Origin of the sequence: Microbacterium esteraromaticum (assembly GCF_016907315.1) — a bacterium.
Classification (GTDB): domain Bacteria; phylum Actinomycetota; class Actinomycetes; order Actinomycetales; family Microbacteriaceae; genus Microbacterium; species Microbacterium esteraromaticum.
Map to the genome: position 1 here is coordinate 2,683,223 of NZ_JAFBBS010000001.1, position 17,848 is coordinate 2,701,070.

Below are 17,848 nucleotides of genomic sequence, written 5' to 3' on the forward strand. Positions count from 1 at the left end.
TCCTCGGGCGTGAGCTCAGAGGAGGGCACGTGATGCACATCAGCTCCCCGACTTCGGCGGATGCATCCACGACCGGCCGCACAGGCGTCGATGTCGTGCGACGCAACGCCGTCACGATCACGGGGGCAGAGGGCGCGCCTGTGATGGTCTTCGGTCATGGCTACGGCACCGATCAGACGACCTGGCGGGCGGTCGCCGACCGCTTCGCCGATGATCATCGGGTCGTGCTGTTCGACTACGTCGGGTCGGGCCGGTCGGACATCTCGGCATACGACGCCCGGCGATACGACTCGCTCGACGGGTACGCCGACGATCTCATCGAGGTGATCGACGCGGCCGGAGCGCGAGACGTGGTGTTCGTGGGGCATTCGGTCAGCGGCATGATCGGCGCTCTGGCGTCGATCCGCCGCCCCGATCTGTTCTCACAGCTCATCATGATCTGCCCCTCGCCGAGGTACCTGAACGACGGCGACTACATCGGCGGCTTCGACCGTGAGGACGTCCTCGATCTGCTCGCTGCGATCGAGACCAATCAGCCCGGCTGGGCGGCATCGCTGGCCCCTGCCGTCACCGCCCGTGACGACCTTCCCGAGGTCACGGAGCGCGTGCGCGATCTCTTCGCCACCACGGCCCACGAGGTGGCGACGCACTTCGCGCGTGTGGTGTTCCTCAGCGACGTGCGGCACAGGCTGGGCGAGATCTCGGTGCCCACCACGGTCGTGCAGTCGGTGGGTGACATCATCTGCCCGCCGCACATCGGCGAGTACCTCAGCGGGCGCATCGCGCAGTGCACGCTGGTGCGCCTCGACTCCGCCGGTCACTTCGTGCACCTGACCGAACCCGATCTGGTCGCTGAGCAGATCAGCCGGGCGCTGTGACCGGGGCCCGCCTGGACGATTCCCTCGATCTGCTGGAGCACACGCCGGTCGCGGTGTTCGTGCTGGGCGTCGACGGCACGATCCTCTCTCACAACATGGGGATGCAGGTGTGGCTCGGCCTTGGCGGGGTGACCGGCGATCGCGGGCTGCGCGGACGCAACATCGTGGAGTGGCTCACCGCGCCCTCGCGCATGCTGTACGAGACCCAGGTGATGCCGAGACTGCTCGAGACAGGACGCCTGCGAGAGGTGATGCTCGAGATCCGGGATGAGGCGGGCACGCGACGCGCGGCGCTCGTGGGCGCCGAGCTGCGTCACGACGGCGAAGGCCGGCCCGTCGCGTACGTGGCCGCGGTGGAGACCACCGCGCGAGCCGCGTTCGAGAGGGAGCTGGTGGCGGCGCGACGCGAGGCCGAACTCGCCCATCGCCGGCTCGTGCTTCTGCAGGACGCCACCAGCGCGCTGGCGGTGGCGAACGGGCTCGCCGATCTGGGGGACACACTCGTGACCGCTGCGGCCAGGGCCACCGCTGCTGCATGGACGGCCGTGAGGATCGTCGACAGCTCGGAGGGCGCGGACGCCGCGGTGCGACAGTGGGGCGATTCACCCGCGGGAGTGGTGCTCGACGGCCGGCCGGCTGCATCCGGCCGGCAGCTCGTCTGCCGTGATGCCGCGGAGATGGCCGATTTGGTCCCGGAGGACGTCGACGCTCTGCGGGCGGCAGGCATCGAGGCCCTGGTGACCACCCCGATCGTCCGCAACACGGGGGAGCGCACCGTCATCCTCGGAGAGATCCACTGCTGGTTCCGTCGTGCCCGCTCGCTCGAGGCCGACGAGCTCGAGAGCCTGCGAGCCCTCGCCGCCCAGGCCGAGCGGGTGGTCGACCACCTGAGGCTGAGCGACCAGCTGCAGCATCACGCCCTGCATGACGGTCTGACCGGGCTTCCGAATCGCGTGCTGTTCGCAGAGCGCCTGCAGCGCATGCTGCGCCGTGCCGAGGAAGCCGGCGAGCCATGCGCCGTGCTCTTCCTCGACCTCGACGGGTTCAAGGCCATCAACGACAGGCTCGGGCACGGCGTCGGAGACGAGGTGCTGCGCATCGTCGCGTCGCGCTTGCGGAGTGTGTGCCGCATGGGCGACACCGTGGCCAGGCTCGGCGGTGACGAGTTCCTCATCGCCACGAGCGGGATGGACGAGGGATCGACGGAGCATTTCGCCGAGCGAGTGCGGAACGTGGTGCGAGAGCCGCTGGACGGCGCCGCCGCGGGGTCGCACCTCTCGGCGAGCGTGGGGGCCGTGCACCTGCGGCCGGCTCCCGGGGCCGACACGCCTTCAGCAGACGAGGTCGTCGCCGCTGCTGATGCCGCGATGTACCGCGCCAAGCGGGCAGGCAAAGACGCTGTGCAGGTGACCGTTCTCGAGCGCTGAGCCCGCCGGCCTCACAGTCAGCCGGGTGCCCGCAGCTCGCCGGTCACACCAGAAGCTGATGCCGGGCGAGGTCGCGGTACAGCGGAGTCGACTCGATGAGCTCGGCGTGCGTGCCCTGGCCGACGACGACCCCGCCCTGAAGCACGACGATCAGGTCGCTGTCGACGACGGTCGACAGGCGATGGGCGATGACGACGAGCGTGCGGTCGGCGGCAGCGGCGTCGATGGCCTCGCGCATGCGCTGCTCGTTCACCCCGTCGAGCGACGAGGTCGACTCGTCGAGCAGCAGGATCGGTGCCTCGGTCAGCAGGGCGCGCGCGATCGCGAGCCGCTGACGCTCGCCGCCCGAGAGCATCACCCCGTCTTCGCCGACGGGAGCGTTCAGGGCGAGAGGGCTGCGCTCGAGCACGTCGCCGAGGTTGACCGAGCGCAGCACGCGCTCGCAGTCGGCATCCGTGGCATCCGGCGCCGCCAGCCGCAGGTTCTCGCCCAGGGTGCCGGCGAGCGTCGGAGCATCCTGCTCGACGTAGCCGAACTGCGCCCGCAGCTGCTCGCGCGGATACGTGCGCACGTCGTGACCGGCGAGGCGGATCGATCCACCGGTCGGGTCGTAGAAGCGTTCGATGAGCGAGAGGATCGTGCTCTTGCCCGCACCGCTCGGGCCGACCAGCGCCACGCGGGCGCCACGCGGGACGGCGAACGAGACGCCCTTCAGCACGTCGCGGTCGACCTCTGCCTGGTCGCCATCGGCCGGACGCTCCAGATGCGCATCGACCAGCAGGCTCTGCGCCTCGCGAGCCGCAGCCTCGCGGGCGGCGATCACGGCGTCGGGGTAGCGGAAGCGCACGTCGCGGAACTCGATCGCCGGGGCGCCGACGACGGCGGCGGCGGTCGCGTCGGCATCCGGCTCATCGCCCTGCGTCTCGGTCGGCAGGTCGAGCACCTCCTGGATGCGGCCCAGAGCGCCCAGCGCCTGATTGACCGAGGTGATCGCGCCGAACGCCTGCCCGAGGGGCATCACGAGCATGAACAGGAACATGACGAAGGTCACGAGCGACGCGATCGTGAGCGCCCCCGACGCCACGCGGAAACCGCCCACGCCCAGCACCACGAGCAACGACAGCTGCAGGGCGATGCCCGCCACGGGAACGACCATCGACGAGATCTTCGCGATGCGCACGCCGAGGCCGTACGCCTCGCCGGCGATGCCCTCGACCGCCGTCGTCTCGCGCTCGGTGGCGCCAGACGCGCGCACCGTGCGGATCGACGAGATGCCGCGTTCGACTCCGGATGCCAGCTCTCCCACCTTCTGCTGCTGCGCGGCCGATGCGGTGCGGATCCGCCCGCTCAGCAGCACGACCACGACCACCGACGCCCCGATCACGAGCACGATGAGCAGCAGAAGAAGCGGGTCGATGATCAGCATGGCGATGAGCGCGCCGACGAACAGGATCGCACTGCCCACCGCATCCGCGAGTCCCTGGGTGAGCACCGCGTACAGCAGCGTCGTGTCGGTGCCGACGCGCGAGACCAGGTCGCCCGTGCGCCGTGCATCGAACTCGCTGATCGGAAGGTGCAGGATGCGGGCGATGAGCTTGCGGCGACTGGAGTAGACGACCGCCGTGCCGGTGCGCTGCAGCAGGTAGTGCTGGTAGCCCGAGATGATCGAGGCGATGATCACGAAGCCGATCAGCAGCCAGACCAGCGAGCCGAGCCCGTCGCCCTTCTGCACCCGGTCGATGACCTGTCCGACCAGCAGCGGCTGCACCAGTGAGGCCGCAGCGCCGATGATGCTGAGCACAGCGACGACGATGAGCACCTTCTTGTGCTCGAACAGGAACGGGAGCAGCTGGCGGAACGTCGCGCGCGGGCCGTCCGGCTGCGCGCCGCGCCCGCGTCGGCGTGACGGCGCCGTGCGAGACATGAGGACCTTCTTCGGGGATGGGGACCGGTCCCATTCTGCGCCGCGCGGCTTATGCGTCACCTGTTCGCCCGCGGATGGCGACAGGATGGACGGATGCTGACCCCCGCCAAGCTCCAGCCCGGCGACCGCGTCGCCGTCCTCTCACCAGCCTTCGCCGCTCCCGCCGCAGGCCCCGAGGTGCACGATCAGGCCATGCGGCGTCTGCACGAGATCACCGGTCTGACGCCGATCGAGTACCCGACCACGCGGCAGCTCGATGCAAGCCCCGAAGCACGGGCAGCCGACGTGAACACGGCGCTCGCCGATCAGGGCATCCGGGCGATCCTGGCCACCATCGGCGGCAGCGACCAGATCCTCGTCACTCCTCACCTCGATGCGGCGCTGGCCGCAGCGGATCCCAAGCCGTTCCTCGGGTACAGCGACAACACCAACATCCTGAACTGGCTGTGGCGCAACGGCGTCGCCGGCTTCTACGGCGGATCCACTCAGGTGCATCTCGGCCCCGGCCCCGCGGTCGACGACGTGCACCTGCGCTCGCTGCGCGCGGCGCTGCTCGACGGCGGCGAGGTCGAGATCACCGAGCCGGGGGAGTCGGAGGACTTCGGGCGGCACTGGGACGACCCTGCCGCCCTGACCGAGTACGGCGACCGCGAGCCGACCGAGCCGTGGACGTGGGCCGGCCCCTCTGCCGCGGTGACGGCGCGCACCTGGGGCGGCTGCCTGGAGGTCGTGAACCAGCTCGCCCTCGCCGACCGGATGCCGTCGAACGAGGAGCTCGCCGGCACGATCCTGCTGCTCGAGACCAGCGAGCGGCTCACCCCTCCGCATCGGGTCGCCGAGCAGCTTCGCGCCTACGGCGAGCGAGGACTGCTGGCCGCCGTGGCCGGGGTGCTCTTCGCGCGCCCCGCGGTGAGCTCCTTCGACGTGCTTCCGACGGAGGCCGAGAAGGCCTCGCTGCGCGACGCGCAGCGCCATGTCGTACTCGAGACGGTCGGCCGGTACAACCCGGATGCCGTGGTGTGCGTCGGCGTGCCATTCGGCCACACGCGTCCGCAGTGGATCCTGCCCTATGGCGGCGAGATGACGCTAGACGGGGCGGAGCGAAAGGTCACCGCCAGGTTCTGACTGCTTGTAGGCGCTCCCTAGGATGGTGCCCATGCCCGCGAGGAAGTGGATCCTGTTCGACATCGGCGGCGTTCTCGAGATCGTCGACGACGACGCCTGGCAGGACCAGTGGTGGTCTCGATGGTGTGAGCGCACAGGGCTGGAGCGGCCAGAGTTCGACGCGCGAGTCGAGGGTGCCGATCTGCCGCCGATCGACATCACCGCCGGGCACGAGGCCGTCTTCTGGCAGCGTCTGGCAGTGGCGCTCGATCTCGAACCGGATGACAGCGATGCGATGCGGGCTGACTTCTGGGACGCCTACTGCGGCACGGCGAACACCGAGCTGATCGAGTACGCCCGGTCGCTGGCGCCTCGGGCCGGCGTCGCGATCCTCTCCAACTCGGCAGACGGCGCGCGCGAGGAGGAGGAGCGGCGCTTCGGCTTCTCGAGCATCTTCGACCCGATCTGCTACAGCCACGAGCAGGGCGTGAACAAGCCCGACCCCCGCGCGTACCGCGAGGCGCTGCGCAGGATGGGCGCCGACCCCGCTGACGTCTTCTTCGTCGACGATCGGCGGATGTCCATCGACGGCGCGGCGGCCGTGGGCATCCGGGGAATCCTGCACCGCGAGAACGCCGCGACGATCGCCGCCGTCGACGCGTTTCTCCTCGGGTGATCGCCCGGCGGCCTCAGGACTGGGCAGCGACCCCGAGATCCGCCTCGTAGTCGTGGTCCTTGGTCTCGGGAGAGAGCCAGAGGGCGATGAACGTCAGCACGGCCATCGCCGAGAGGTAGACGCCCACGAGCCACGGTGAGCCGTCACCGATCCGCCACAGCTCGACGGCGATCAGGGGAGCGACCGCGGCGCCGAGGATCGATGACACGTTGTAGGCGATCGCCGATCCCGAGTAGCGCACATTGGTCGGGAACAGCTCGGGCAGCAGGGCGCCCATGGGACCGAACGTGGCGCCCATCAGCAGGAAGCCGAGGATCAGGAAGCCCTGCACGACAGCCGTGGTCAGAGCCGGGTCGCCCTGCGGAGCCAGGAAGAGCCCGAAGGTGAGGCCGAAGGCGATGATGGCCCCGGTCACCCACAGCAGCAGCTTGCGGCGGCCGATGCGGTCGGCCCACGGGCCCGACAGGAGCGTGAAGATGCCGAAGAACACGACGCCGACGATCTGCATGATCACGAACTGGGTGTAGCCGAAGCCGAGGCCGGGGTAGAACTGCTCGGCGAACGCGGTCGGGTCGAACGGCTTCCCCGCGGCCTCCGCGGCCTTCTGCGCTGCGGCCGACGCGAGCTCGAGCGATGCGGGCTTGGTGCCGTACGCCAGCGTGAAGTTCGTCATCAGGTAGAACAGCACATACGTCGCCAGCATGATGAACGTGCCGAGGATCAGCTGCTTCCAGTGGTGGCGGAAGACCGTCGCGAGGGGAAGCTTGCGGATGCGGCCCGTGTCGGCGGCCCGCGTGAACGTCTCGGACTCGACGAGCTTCAGACGCACCCAGAGGCCGATGATCACCATGACGGCCGAGAAGAGGAACGGCACGCGCCATCCCCAGCTGAGGAAGGCCTCGGACTTCAGGGTGGGGTCGGACTCGTGGGGGAGCAGGGCGTTGATGCCGAGGAAGATGCCGTTGGCGATGATGAAGCCGAGCGGGGCGCCCAGCTGCGGGAAGGAGCCGTACCAGGCGCGCTTGCCTGCCGGGGCGTTCTCCGTCGCGACCAGGGCCGCTCCCGACCACTCGCCGCCGAGGGCGAAGCCCTGGGCGAGCCGAAGCACCAGCAGCAGCAGAGCAGCCCACCAGTTGATCTGCTGGAACGTCGGGAGCAGTCCGATCAGGAACGTCGCGATGCCCATCGTGAGCAGAGAGGCGACCAGGGTGGCCTTGCGGCCGAACTTGTCGCCGAAGTGACCGAAGACGACGGCCCCGATGGGGCGCGCGATCATCGCGGCACCGAACACGCCGAACGATGCGAGAAGAGACGTGGTGTCGTTCCCGGTGGGGAAGAACAGCACGGGGAACACGAGCACCGCAGCCGTCGCGTAGACGTAGAAGTCGTAGAACTCGATCGTCGTGCCGACGAGGCTGGCCAGGATCACCCGCGAGCGCGGGTTGGCCGGGGCGGTGGTCGTTGTCATGTGCTGCTCCTCCGGTGAGCGGTCGTCAGAACCTCCCGGAGTCTAGTTGCTCACGCAGCCCAGCGCGGACGGCGCGTCACCAGATGACGGCGATGCCCGCGTTCACCAGCGTCAGAAGACCGATGCCCCAGAACAGCGCGGGGGGCACGTGGCCGCTCTTGCGCTGGCGAGCCTGGCCGATGCCGAGGAACGCGCCGATGATCAGCAGCACGACGAGCTTGGTGCCGATCTTCGCGTAGTTCATCTCGGCGCCGTCGGGCAGACCCCACGGCGCCGCGAGAGCGAGTCCTGCGACGGCGGCGATCGAGATGCCGATGTGCATCAGACGCGTGATCTCGCGCTTGCCGCCGAAGGCCTGCACCGCCCATGCTCCGAACAGCACGGCGAAGCCGATGAGGTGCACGAGAAGGACGATGTGGCGCAGGGTCTCCATGACCCCAGGCTAGCCGGTCTGCCGCGTGCGGCGCGAAGGCCCGGCCGTTCTCGCTGGATGCGTCAGCCGCGCAGCGCGCGGATCACCTGAGCCGTGCGCAGGGCGGCGTCCGCTGCCTCAGCGCCCTTGTCCTCCTTCGAGCCCTCGAGGCCCGCGCGGTCGAGGCCCTGCTTCTCGTCGTCGAGGGTCAGCACGCCGAAGCCGACGGGCCTGCCGGCATCCAGCGCCACCCGGCTCAGTCCGTCGGTCGTCGCCGCCGACACGTACTCGAAGTGCGGGGTGCCGCCGCGGATGATCACGCCGAGAGCGACCACGGCATCCGCTCCTCCGGCGAATGCCGCCTGAGCCGCGACCGCGAGCTCGAACGAGCCCGGCACTCGCACCAGGGTGTGCGCGGCGCCTGCCTCGTCGAGCACGCGCTGCGCACCGGCGATCAGGCCGTTCGAGATCGTCTCGTGCCACGTGCCTGCGATCACGACGACGCGCAGTCCGCTGCCGTCGATCGGGGTGGTCGGGGTGGGGGCTCCGGCGCCGCTCATGCGTTGTCCTTTCCGAGGGCTTCGGCGAGTTCCGCCGCGCCGATGATGTGACCCATGCGGTCGCGCTTGGTCTCGAGGTACTGGTGATTGTTCGGGCCGACGCCGACGATCAGGGGCACCTGCTCCACCACGTCCAGGCCGAGGGCGCGCAGCTTCTCGACCTTGTCGGTGTTGTTCGTGAGCAGCCGCACCTTCGAGATGCCGAGATCCGTGAGGATCCCCGCGGCCGCCGCGTACTCGCGGGCGTCGGCTGGCAGCCCGAGGGCGAGGTTGGCGTCGACGGTGTCGAGGCCCTCCTCCTGCAGGGCGTACGCACGCAGCTTGTTGATCAGCCCGATGCCTCGTCCTTCATGGCCGCGCATGTAGATGACCACGCCGCCCTCCTGGTCGATGCGCTCGAGAGCGGCTTGCAGCTGCGGACCGCACTCGCACTTCTGCGAGCCGAACGCCTCGCCCGTGAGGCACTCCGAGTGCACGCGCACCAGCGCCGTCTCGCCCGGTGTGCCGGAGACGACCGCGATGTGGTCGGTGCCGCTGATGCGGTCCTTGTAGGCGAGGAAGCGGAAGGTGCCGTGATCGGTGGGCACATTGGCGTCTGCGCGCAGGCTCACCCGGCGCCCGGTGCGTTGCGCGAGGCAGTCGGCCTCGTCGCGAGGGTCGATCTCGTTCAGGTGCGCGATCAGCTGCTCGATGGTGATGACGGGCACGCCCTCCCGCGCCCCGAGCTCCATCAGCGCAGGCAGGCGCATCATGCTCCCGTCATCGGCGACGACCTCGGCGATGGCGCCGACGGGCTGCAGGCCGGCGAGGCGCATCAGCTCGACGGCGGCTTCGGTGTGGCCGCCGCGCTCGCGCACGCCGCCGTCGACGGCGCGCAGCGGCAGGATGTGGCCGGGCCGGATGAGGCTGGCGGGAGTGGATGTGGGGTTCGCCAGCACATTGAGGGTCAGCGCGCGGTCGTGGGCGCTGATGCCGGTGGTGACGCCTTCGGCCGCGTCGACGCTCACCGTGTACGCGGTGGTGCGGGCGTCCTCGTTCGTCTCGACCATCGGCGGCAGGTTCAGCTGGTCGGCGAGGTCGGCGGGCATCGGCGCGCAGATCAGTCCTGACGTCCAGCGCACCATCCAGGCCATCGTCTCTGCCGTGGCGAGCTCGGCGGAGATGATGATGTCGCCCTCGTTCTCGCGGTTCTCGTCGTCGGCGACGATGATCGGCTTGCCGGCGCGCAGCGCGTCGAGGGCGTCGGAGAGAGGGGAAAGGCTCACAGCGAGCCTCCTTCCGTGAGGGAGCGGAACGCGAGCAGGCGCTCCACATGACGGGCCAGGATGTCGGTCTCGAGGTTGACCACGTCGCCGGGCTCGAGCGCGCCGAGGATGGTCGCCTCGAGCGTCTCGGGGATCAGCGACACCTCGAACCAGTGCTCGTCGGGCGTGCCGATGGCGGGGCTGACGGCGCTGACGGTGAGCGAGGTGCCTGCGACGCTGATCGAGCCCTTGTCGACGACGAGGGGCGCGAGGTCTGCAGGCAGGCTGATGCGCAGCACACTCCACTGCTCGCCGGGCCGCACCTCGAGCACGGTGCCGACCCCGTCGACATGCCCCTGCACGATGTGGCCGCCCAGGCGCGCGCCGACCGGCATGGCCTTCTCGATGTTCACACGCGACCCGACCTCGACGGCGCCGAGCGCCGAGACGTCGAGGGTCTGCTTCATGACGTCGGCGTCGAAGGTGGTCTCGGTCGACCCGACCACGGTGAGGCACACACCGCTCACGGCGATGGACTCGCCATGCACGGCATCCGCCGCGGCCCTGGGCGCGTGCACCGTGAGCCGCCATCCGTCGCCCGATGCCGCGATGCCGGCGATCTCGCCGATCTCCTCGATGATTCCGGTGAACATCAGCTTCCTTCCTTTCCTGCGACGGCATCCGCCGCAGGACGTGCGATCGCGAGCAGGTCGTCGCCCAGCGGCATCCACTGCTCGACCTGAAGGCGTCGGGCGTCACCGATCGAGGCGACGCCGATGTCGGTGAGGGCGAGGCGGTCGCCGCCCAGCAGCACCGGTGCGAGGTACGCGAGCACGGTGTCGGCGAATCCCGCGGCGATGAACGCGCTCGCGAGCGTCGGCCCGCCCTCGATGAACACCCGCTGCACGCCTCGTTCGCCGAGGTCTGCGAGCACGGCGGCGAGATCGCGGGTGCCGTAGAAGAGGGGAGGGCGCGGATGCCGGTGGACCGCAGCGCCGGCGGGCGTCGCGCGCGATCCGATCACGATGGGGATCGGCTGACGCTCGTACAGAGACTGTCCTTCGCGGGCGGTGAGCGCGGGGTCGTCGGCAAGGATCGTCCCGGTGCCGACGACGATCGCATCGGCCTCCGCGCGCCGTCGGTGCACGTCGGCGCGCGCCTCGGGTCCGGTGATCCACTGGCTGGATCCGTCGGATGCCGCGGCGCGGCCGTCGAGGCTCTGTGCCCACTTCACGGTGACGTGAGGGCGGCCCAGCCGCTGCACGGTCAGCCATCCGTCGATGAGGTCGCGGGAGGCACCGGCCTGCTCGCCCGGCACGACGTCGACGCCGGCTCGGCGGAGGCGATCCGCTCCGCCGCTGGAGGCATCGCCCGGGTCGTCGAGCGCGTAGACGACGCGGCTGATGCCGGCATCGATCAGGGCCTGGGCGCACGGGCCCGTGCGCCCGGTGTGGTTGCACGGCTCGAGGGTGACGACCGCGGTCGCCCCTGCCGCCTGGCCCGGAGCCAGCTTCGACAGTGCGTCGACCTCGGCATGCGCGGTGCCCGCGCCGCGATGCCAGCCCTCGGCGAGCACGTCGCCGGCGGGGGAGAGGATGACGGCGCCGACCTGCGGGTTCAGGCCTCGAGGACCGTTCGCAGCGAGTTCGAGGGCGCGAAGCATTGCCTCGCGTTCGGCCTCGGTCACTGCCATCGGTCATCCTTCTCTGGGTTCCCGGGGTCTGCAGCGCACACGTACGCCACGTGCTGCCTCTCTTCCGGACTAGCGAGCAGATGCTCGCATCACCGTCGGTTCCGGATTTCCACCGGATCGGCGCCTATCGCCAGGCGTTCGCGGACTGTCACCGCCGGTTCGGATTCACACCGACCCCGGAGCACGTTGATGCTCAGAGTCTACTCAACGCCGGCTCCTGCGATTCATTCCCGGTAATGCATCTCGCTCACTTCAGCAGGCGCGAGAGTCTGCGGTCCGCGAGCACCTTCCCCCCGGTCTGGCAGGTGGGGCAGTACTCGAGCGACCTGTCGGCGAAGAACACGCTGCGCACGGTGTCGCCGCAGACGGGGCACGCTTCGCCGCGGCGGGCGTGCACCTGCATGCCGCGCCGCTTGGCGTCCTTCAGATCCGCGGGCGGCTTGCCTGCGGCCTCGTCGATCGCCTCACGAAGAGTGCGCTGCATGGCGTCGTAGAGCCGGTCGATCTCGGCGTCGTCGAGCTTCGCGGCCGGAGCGTACGGCGACATCTTCGCGGCATGCAGGATCTCGTCGCTGTACGCGTTGCCGATGCCCGCGATGAGTCCCTGATCGCGCAGCAGGCCCTTGATCTGAGTGCGGCGACCCGCGAGCAGGGCCGCGAACGCATCGCGGGTGAAATCGGCGTCGAGCGGATCGGGGCCGAGCCTGGCGACCCCCGGCACGTCCTCGGGGTCGCGCACGACGTACACGGCGAGTGACTTCTTGGTGCCGGCCTCGGTCAGATCGAAACCGCTGCCGTCGTCGAGTGCCACGCGCATCGCGATCGGGCTGCGTCCTGGCTTGATGAGGGTGGTCGGCAGCTCGTCGTACCACCGCAGCCAGCCGGCTTTCGCCAAGTGGAAGACGAGGTGAAGATCGTCGCCGAGGGAGAGGTCGATGAACTTGCCGTGCCGCGAGGCCGCCGCGATCCGGGCATCCTGAAGCGCCGTGACCGGCGGATCGAACGTCTTCAGGGCGGCGATGGCCGCGACGCTCACGCGCGTGATGGTGCGCCCGGCCGCTCGCGCGGCGAGGAAGTCGACCAGTCCCTGTACCTCAGGCATCTCGGGCATGCCGACATCCTGTCACGGGTGGGCGACATCGGGGCCGGTGCGGGAGATCTCGGACGATCCGGTGCACGGGCGGCGCGTCAGACCGCGGCGCGCCGCGCGACAGGCATCCGGTCCGAGATTCCCGACCGGTCCCGGATGCCGGATGCCGGATGCCGGATGCCGGAGTGCCCTGCTCAGAGCACCGGCCACTCCATGGGCGTGCGGTCATCGGTCGCGAGCAGGCCGGCGATCCAGCCGTCGTCGCGGCCGCGTGCCCCCGTGAGGGCCTGACGCAGCATCCCCTCGTACCGGAACCCGAGCGATCGCGCCGTGCGGGCGGAGGGGATGTTGCCCACTACGGCGCGCCAGCCGAGCCGGGCGAGCTTCAGCTCGTCGAACGCGTAGTCGACCACGGCGCGTGCGGCCTCTCCCATCACTCCCTGTCCGCGCAGCTCGGCGACTCCCCAGAAGCCGATCTCGGCATCGCCGCCGTGCGGGTGCTCAGTGATCCGGTGCAGGCCGATCATCCCGGCGAGCACCTCGTTCTTGCGGATGGCCCACACGGTCTCGACGCCATCGGCCCACCACTTCGCCACCAGCTCGACGAAGTCGACGGCGTCTTCACGGGTGTACGGGCTCGGAACGGTCGTCCACCGCGACACCTCCGGATCCTGGCAGGCGGCCGTGATCGCGTCGATGTCTGCTTCGGTCGGGATGCTGAGCACGAGCCTCTCGGTGTGCAGGGCGACAGGTTGCATCGCACCAGCGTAGTGAGCCGGTCGGTAGGCTGGTGCCGCGGCCGTTCGCTGTGGCAGCAGAGGAGGACGAGCCGTGACCGTGCAGCGCTCATCGCCGAGAGGCGTCGTGGCTTCGCTGGTGGCATCCGCGATGTTCGGCGCGATCTTCTACATCGCCGCTCAGCTGCAGTCATCGGCCGAAGTCGTCTACGCGTGGCGGGTCGTCGTGACCCTCGCCCTGTACGCACTCGCTCTGCTCCACCCTGCTGCCCGGCTGGGTGTCGCGATGATCTGGCGTCGACTGCGCGCCCGGTGGTGGATGCCGCTGCTGGCCCTGCTGCTCGCCTCGATCATCGGCATGCAGCTGTGGCTGTTCATGTGGGCGCCGATGCACGGCCATGGTCTCGACGCGGGGCTGGGCTATCTGCTGCTGCCCATCAGCCTGGTGCTGAGCGGACGGTTCCTCATGCGGGCTCACGTGAGCTCGATGCAGTGGGTGGTGGTCACGCTCGCCGCGATCGCGGTGGTGATCAAGGTCATCGCGACACCGCAGCTGTCGTGGGTGACCTGGGCTGTCTGCATCCCCTACGCGGTCTACTTCGTCCTGCGTCAGCGCTTCGGTCTCGACGGGCCGATGGTCTTCGGGTTCGAGCTGACGGCCATGATGCCGCTGGCCGCGTGGTTCCTGCTCTCGGCCGGCTCGGGCCCCGGATCCGCCGGCGAGCTCACGGGTCTGCTGGCCGTCGGGGTGATCGGCGGCGTCGCCATGGTGCTCTACCTCGCCGCATCGAACCTGCTCTCGATGCCCGTGTTCGGCCTGCTCAGCTACGCCGAACCCGTGCTGCTGGTGGTGGTCGCGGTGCTGCTCGGAGAGCGGATGCAGGGCGCCGACCTGCTCGTGTACGGCATCCTCGCCGTCGCGCTCGCACTGCTGGCGTTCGAGGGGTTCCGTGCGGGGCGCCGTCGCCGCTGAGCCCGCGCGGGCGCCGCGCGCACATCGTCGCACGGCTGCACTCCTCTGCTGAACCGCTGCGCGAGGGCCCATGTCGGTGGTCGGTGAGTAGACTTCTCCGGTGACTGTCCCAGGGATTCTGCGCGCCTTGGAAGAGGCGAACCTCTACCGCGACGCCCTCACCTGGGCGCAGACCGATGCCGAGATCTCGGCCGTCGACGGCCTCGACGCCCCGATCATCGCGGGACTGCTGCGCAAGCGCGCATCAGCGGGGCGTCCGGCATCCGCTCTCGTCGTCACGCCGACCGGCCGACGCGCAGAGTCGGTCGCGGCCGCGCTCGGCGCCTACGTCGACGACGCCGAGATCCTGACCTTCCCGGCGTGGGAGACGCTGCCGCACGAGCGGCTGAGCCCCAGTCCCGACACGGTCGGCAAGCGCCTCGACACTCTCCGTCGCATCGTGACGTGGACGGGCGAGAAGCCGCTCGTCGTGGTCGCCTCAGTGCGGGCGGCTCTGCAGCCTCTCGCCGCGAACCTCGGCGACGCCGCCCCTCTCGAGCTGCGGATCGGCGGGCGCGGCATCGAGCTCGAAGACGCTGTCGAGCAGCTGGTCGAGCGCGCGTACTCCCGCGTCGACATGGTCTCGCGCCGCGGCGAGTTCGCCGTGCGCGGCGGCATCCTCGACGTCTTCCCTCCGACCGCAGATCACCCGCTGCGCGTGGAGTTCTTCGGCGACGAGGTCGACCAGATCCGCGCGTTCTCGGTCGCCGACCAGCGCTCGCTGCCCGGTGACATCGAGTCGGTGTCGCTCGCCGCGAGCCGCGAGCTGCTGCTGACGGCAGAGGTGCGCGAGCGCGCAGGCGAGCTGATCGCCCGCTTCCCGGCGATGTCGGCGATGCTCGAGAAGATGTCGCAGGGCATCCCGGTCGAGGGCATGGAGTCGCTGCTGCCGGCAGTGGCCGGGCCGCTCATGACCCTCGTCGAGTACCTGCCCGAGGGTTCGGCGACCGCGATCGTCGATCCCGAGCGCGCCAGCACCCGCGCGCAGAACCTCGGTGAGACGAACCGCGAGTTCCTCGACGCGGCGTGGAGCGCTGCGACGTCGGGGGCCTCGGCTCCCATCGACCTCGGCGCCGGAGACTTCATCAGCCTCGGCCGCATGCGCGAGCTCGTGCACGAGCGCGACGGCGTCTGGTGGCGCGTCACCCCGTTCGCCGTCGACGACGACGCCGCCGAGAATCTCGATGCCTCGATCATCCCGTCGTTCCACGGCAACGTCGACGGTGCCATCGCGTTCGTCGAGGCGCGTCTCGGCGAGGGCTGGCGAGTCGTCGTCATCTCATCCGGCCACGGCCTGGTCGAGCGAGCGCGCGACGTGCTCAGCGATCGCGGCCTCGCCGCGCGCATCGTCGAGAACCTGGTCGACGAGCCCGAGGGCGGAGTGGCGACGCTGGTCGCCGGATCCGTCGAATCGGGCTTCCAGGTGCCGGATGCCCGGATCGCCGTGCTCACCGACAACGAGTTCTACGGTCGGACGATCGGTGGCGACCAGCGGATGGTCAAGAAGCTCGCCTCGCGTCGTCGCAACGTCGTCGACCCGCTGCAGCTGAAGCAGGGCGACTTCGTCGTGCACTCCACTCACGGCATCGGCCGCTTCGTCGAGATGACCAAGCGCGAGGTGTCGTCGGGCGGGCGCAATGCCGTCAAGACCACCCGCGAGTACCTCGTGCTCGAGTACGCGCCGTCGAAGCGCGGGTACCCGGGCGACAAGCTCTTCGTGCCCACCGATCAGCTCGACATGCTCTCGAAGTACGTCGGCGGTGAGGCGCCGAACCTGTCGAAGATGGGCGGCAGTGACTGGGCCGCCGCCAAGGGCAAGGCGCGCCGGGCCGTGCGCGACATCGCCGTCGAGCTCGTCAAGCTGTACTCGGCGCGGATGAGCTCGAAGGGCCACGCCTTCGGACCCGACACCCCCTGGCAGCGCGAGCTGGAAGAGGCGTTCCCCTTCGCCGAGACCCACGATCAGCTGCAGACCATCGAAGAGATCAAGGCCGACATGGAACGGCCGATCCCCATGGACCGCCTGCTGTCGGGCGACGTCGGCTTCGGCAAGACCGAGGTCGCGGTGCGGGCCGCGTTCAAGGCGATCCAGGAGGGCAAGCAGGTCGCGATGCTCGTGCCGACGACGCTGCTCGTCAAGCAGCACTTCGAGACCTTCACCGAGCGGTTCGCCGGATTCCCCGTGAAGGTGCGCCCGCTCTCGCGGTTCCAGACCGACAAAGAGGCCCGCCTCACCCTGCAGGGCCTCGTCGACGGCTCTGTCGACATGGTCATCGGCACCCACCGCATCCTGACCGATCAGGTGATCTTCAAAGACCTCGGGCTCATGATCATCGACGAGGAGCAGCGCTTCGGCGTCGAGCACAAGGATGCGCTGAAGAAGATGAAGACGAACGTCGACATCCTGGCGATGAGTGCAACGCCCATCCCGCGCACCCTGGAGATGGCGGTGACAGGCATCCGCGAGATGTCGACGCTGCAGACGCCGCCGGAGGACAGGCATCCGATCCTCTCGTTCGTCGGTCCGCGCAGCGACAAGCAGATCGCCGCCGCGATCCGCCGCGAGATCCTGCGCGAGGGTCAGGTGTTCTTCGTGCACAACCGCGTGCAGTCGATCCAGCGCGTCGCCTCCGAGCTCGCCGAGCTCGTGCCGGAGGCGCGCATCGCGGTCGCGCACGGCAAGATGGGCGAGCACCAGCTCGAGCAGGTCGTCGACGACTTCTGGGAGCGCAAGTACGACGTGCTCGTCTCGACCACCATCATCGAGACGGGCCTCGACATCTCGAACGCCAACACGATCATCATCGACCGGGCCGACAAGTACGGGCTCTCGCAGCTGCACCAGCTGCGCGGACGCGTCGGTCGAGGTCGCGAGCGCGCGTACGCGTACTTCCTCTACGACGACATGAAGCCGCTGAGCGAGACCGCCGCCGACCGCCTCCAGACCATCGCCGTGAACAACGACCTCGGCTCGGGCATGCAGGTCGCGCTGAAAGATCTCGAGCTGCGCGGAGCAGGCAATCTGCTCGGGGCGGAGCAGGCGGGGCACATCGCGGGCGTCGGCTTCGACCTGTACCTGCGCATGATCGGCGAGGCCGTGGCCACGTTCCGCGGTGAAGACACCAGCACCGAGGTCGAGCTGCGACTCGAGCTGCCGGTGGATGCCCGCATTCCCGAGCACTACATCGACAGCGAACGTCTGCGCCTCGAGGCGTATCAGAAGCTGTCGTCGGCGGCCACGGCATCCGCAGCCGACGACGCGATCGATCTCGTCGTCGAAGAGCTCGTCGATCGCTACGGTGCCTTCCCCGACGAGGTGACCACGCTGGTGAAGGTGGCACGTCTGCGTCGCCGGGCGGCGCGGGCCGGCCTCTCAGACGTCGTCGCCATGGGGTCGAACCTGCGCATCGCGCCGGCTCGCTTCGAGGATTCGATGAAGGTGCGCCTGCAACGGCTGTACCCGAAGGCGAAGCTCGTCGGCGGGGGAGAGGCGCTGGTCGTGCCGATGCCCGTCGACTCCGATCTGATCGAGTGGGTCGGCCAGCTGTTCACCGCGATGTTCCCCGAGCCCGTGAAGGCGGAGGCCGTCGACGTCTGATCGGGGCTGACTGGTTCTCGACCTG

15 protein-coding genes and 1 riboswitch are annotated in these 17,848 nt (G+C 69.6%); of the genes, 6 read left to right on the top strand and 9 right to left on the bottom strand.

What is annotated here, in order from left to right; translation table 11 throughout:
- The first annotated feature begins 32 nt into the window (after positions 1 to 32).
- Positions 33 to 878, top strand: coding sequence for an alpha/beta fold hydrolase (locus tag JOE67_RS12770; protein WP_204975926.1), 846 nt, complete (start codon positions 33 to 35; stop codon positions 876 to 878).
- Positions 875 to 2,305: a diguanylate cyclase domain-containing protein gene (locus JOE67_RS15810; protein ID WP_204975927.1), complete on the top strand. Its 1,431-nt coding sequence runs from the start codon at positions 875 to 877 to the stop codon at positions 2,303 to 2,305. Before JOE67_RS12770 ends, JOE67_RS15810 begins: the two co-directional genes overlap by 4 nt.
- A gap of 43 nt (positions 2,306 to 2,348) precedes the next feature.
- On the opposite strand, the gene JOE67_RS12780 is transcribed toward JOE67_RS15810, so the two are convergent.
- Positions 2,349 to 4,229 carry an ABC transporter ATP-binding protein gene (locus JOE67_RS12780; RefSeq protein WP_204975928.1) on the bottom strand — a complete coding sequence of 627 codons (1,881 nt, stop codon included), beginning with the start codon at positions 4,227 to 4,229 and terminating at the stop codon, positions 2,349 to 2,351.
- A 93-nt stretch (positions 4,230 to 4,322) separates the two neighbouring features.
- On the opposite strand from JOE67_RS12780, the gene JOE67_RS12785 reads away from it, so the two are divergent.
- Both JOE67_RS12785 and JOE67_RS12790 read left to right on the top strand, forming a co-directional pair.
- Positions 4,323 to 5,354, top strand: coding sequence for an LD-carboxypeptidase (locus tag JOE67_RS12785; RefSeq protein ID WP_204975929.1), 1,032 nt, complete (start codon positions 4,323 to 4,325; stop codon positions 5,352 to 5,354).
- Positions 5,355 to 5,385: 31 nt separating this feature from the next.
- A complete protein-coding gene (locus JOE67_RS12790) occupies positions 5,386 to 6,009 on the top strand; it encodes an HAD family hydrolase (RefSeq protein ID WP_239528139.1) in 624 nt (207 codons plus the stop codon).
- A gap of 13 nt (positions 6,010 to 6,022) precedes the next feature.
- Here JOE67_RS12790 and JOE67_RS12795 read toward each other — a convergent pair whose 3' ends face one another.
- The 8 genes from JOE67_RS12795 to JOE67_RS12830 all read right to left on the bottom strand — a co-directional run bounded on the left by JOE67_RS12795 (position 6,023) and on the right by JOE67_RS12830 (position 13,234).
- Entirely contained in the window at positions 6,023 to 7,477 is a 1,455-nt protein-coding gene (locus JOE67_RS12795) for an MFS transporter (RefSeq protein WP_204975930.1), read from the bottom strand.
- Between the two features lie 76 nt (positions 7,478 to 7,553).
- Positions 7,554 to 7,910, bottom strand: a complete 357-nt coding sequence (locus JOE67_RS12800; RefSeq protein ID WP_204975931.1) for a Fe-S protein — start codon at positions 7,908 to 7,910, stop codon at positions 7,554 to 7,556.
- 62 nt (positions 7,911 to 7,972) lie between these two features.
- Positions 7,973 to 8,449, bottom strand: coding sequence for a 6,7-dimethyl-8-ribityllumazine synthase (gene ribH, locus JOE67_RS12805; RefSeq protein WP_204975932.1), 477 nt, complete (start codon positions 8,447 to 8,449; stop codon positions 7,973 to 7,975).
- On the bottom strand, positions 8,446 to 9,714 hold the full coding sequence (gene ribA / locus JOE67_RS12810; protein WP_204975933.1) for a GTP cyclohydrolase II: 1,269 nt from the start codon (positions 9,712 to 9,714) through the stop codon (positions 8,446 to 8,448). Before ribA ends, ribH begins: the two co-directional genes overlap by 4 nt.
- On the bottom strand, positions 9,711 to 10,346 hold the full coding sequence (locus JOE67_RS12815; RefSeq protein ID WP_204975934.1) for a riboflavin synthase: 636 nt from the start codon (positions 10,344 to 10,346) through the stop codon (positions 9,711 to 9,713). The genes ribA and JOE67_RS12815 overlap by 4 nt, the downstream gene beginning before the upstream one ends.
- Positions 10,346 to 11,386 carry a bifunctional diaminohydroxyphosphoribosylaminopyrimidine deaminase/5-amino-6-(5-phosphoribosylamino)uracil reductase RibD gene (gene ribD, locus JOE67_RS12820; RefSeq protein ID WP_204975935.1) on the bottom strand — a complete coding sequence of 347 codons (1,041 nt, stop codon included), beginning with the start codon at positions 11,384 to 11,386 and terminating at the stop codon, positions 10,346 to 10,348. The genes JOE67_RS12815 and ribD overlap by 1 nt, the downstream gene beginning before the upstream one ends.
- Before the next feature lie 46 nt (positions 11,387 to 11,432).
- A riboswitch (FMN riboswitch) is annotated at positions 11,433 to 11,575 on the bottom strand.
- Between the two features lie 58 nt (positions 11,576 to 11,633).
- Positions 11,634 to 12,497: an Fpg/Nei family DNA glycosylase gene (locus JOE67_RS12825; RefSeq protein ID WP_204975936.1), complete on the bottom strand. Its 864-nt coding sequence runs from the start codon at positions 12,495 to 12,497 to the stop codon at positions 11,634 to 11,636.
- A gap of 173 nt (positions 12,498 to 12,670) precedes the next feature.
- Entirely contained in the window at positions 12,671 to 13,234 is a 564-nt protein-coding gene (locus JOE67_RS12830; RefSeq protein WP_204975937.1) for a GNAT family N-acetyltransferase, read from the bottom strand.
- Between the two features lie 73 nt (positions 13,235 to 13,307).
- Between JOE67_RS12830 and JOE67_RS12835 the strand changes: the two genes are divergently transcribed.
- Together JOE67_RS12835 and mfd are read left to right on the top strand one after the other, a co-directional pair.
- On the top strand, positions 13,308 to 14,186 hold the full coding sequence (locus JOE67_RS12835) for an EamA family transporter (protein WP_204975938.1): 879 nt from the start codon (positions 13,308 to 13,310) through the stop codon (positions 14,184 to 14,186).
- 100 nt (positions 14,187 to 14,286) lie between these two features.
- Positions 14,287 to 17,823 carry a transcription-repair coupling factor gene (gene mfd, locus JOE67_RS12840; RefSeq protein ID WP_204975939.1) on the top strand — a complete coding sequence of 1,179 codons (3,537 nt, stop codon included), beginning with the start codon at positions 14,287 to 14,289 and terminating at the stop codon, positions 17,821 to 17,823.
- Positions 17,824 to 17,848 lie beyond the last annotated feature (25 nt).

Excerpts from the sequence above, each read along its gene's own strand:
- JOE67_RS12780 (WP_204975928.1), bottom strand. The coding sequence starts at position 4,229 with ATGTCTCGCACGGCGCCGTCACGCCGACGCGGGCGCGGCGCGCAGCCG.
- JOE67_RS12790 (WP_239528139.1), top strand. The coding sequence starts at position 5,386 with ATGCCCGCGAGGAAGTGGATCCTGTTCGACATCGGCGGCGTTCTCGAG.
- ribH (WP_204975932.1), bottom strand. The coding sequence starts at position 8,449 with ATGAGCGGCGCCGGAGCCCCCACCCCGACCACCCCGATCGACGGCAGC.
- JOE67_RS12825 (WP_204975936.1), bottom strand. The coding sequence starts at position 12,497 with ATGCCCGAGATGCCTGAGGTACAGGGACTGGTCGACTTCCTCGCCGCG.
- JOE67_RS12795 (WP_204975930.1), bottom strand. The coding sequence starts at position 7,477 with ATGACAACGACCACCGCCCCGGCCAACCCGCGCTCGCGGGTGATCCTG.
- ribD (WP_204975935.1), bottom strand. The coding sequence starts at position 11,386 with ATGGCAGTGACCGAGGCCGAACGCGAGGCAATGCTTCGCGCCCTCGAA.
- JOE67_RS12800 (WP_204975931.1), bottom strand. The coding sequence starts at position 7,910 with ATGGAGACCCTGCGCCACATCGTCCTTCTCGTGCACCTCATCGGCTTC.
- JOE67_RS12815 (WP_204975934.1), bottom strand. The coding sequence starts at position 10,346 with ATGTTCACCGGAATCATCGAGGAGATCGGCGAGATCGCCGGCATCGCG.
- JOE67_RS12830 (WP_204975937.1), bottom strand. The coding sequence starts at position 13,234 with ATGCAACCTGTCGCCCTGCACACCGAGAGGCTCGTGCTCAGCATCCCG.
- JOE67_RS12785 (WP_204975929.1), top strand. The coding sequence starts at position 4,323 with ATGCTGACCCCCGCCAAGCTCCAGCCCGGCGACCGCGTCGCCGTCCTC.
- JOE67_RS12770 (WP_204975926.1), top strand. The coding sequence starts at position 33 with ATGCACATCAGCTCCCCGACTTCGGCGGATGCATCCACGACCGGCCGC.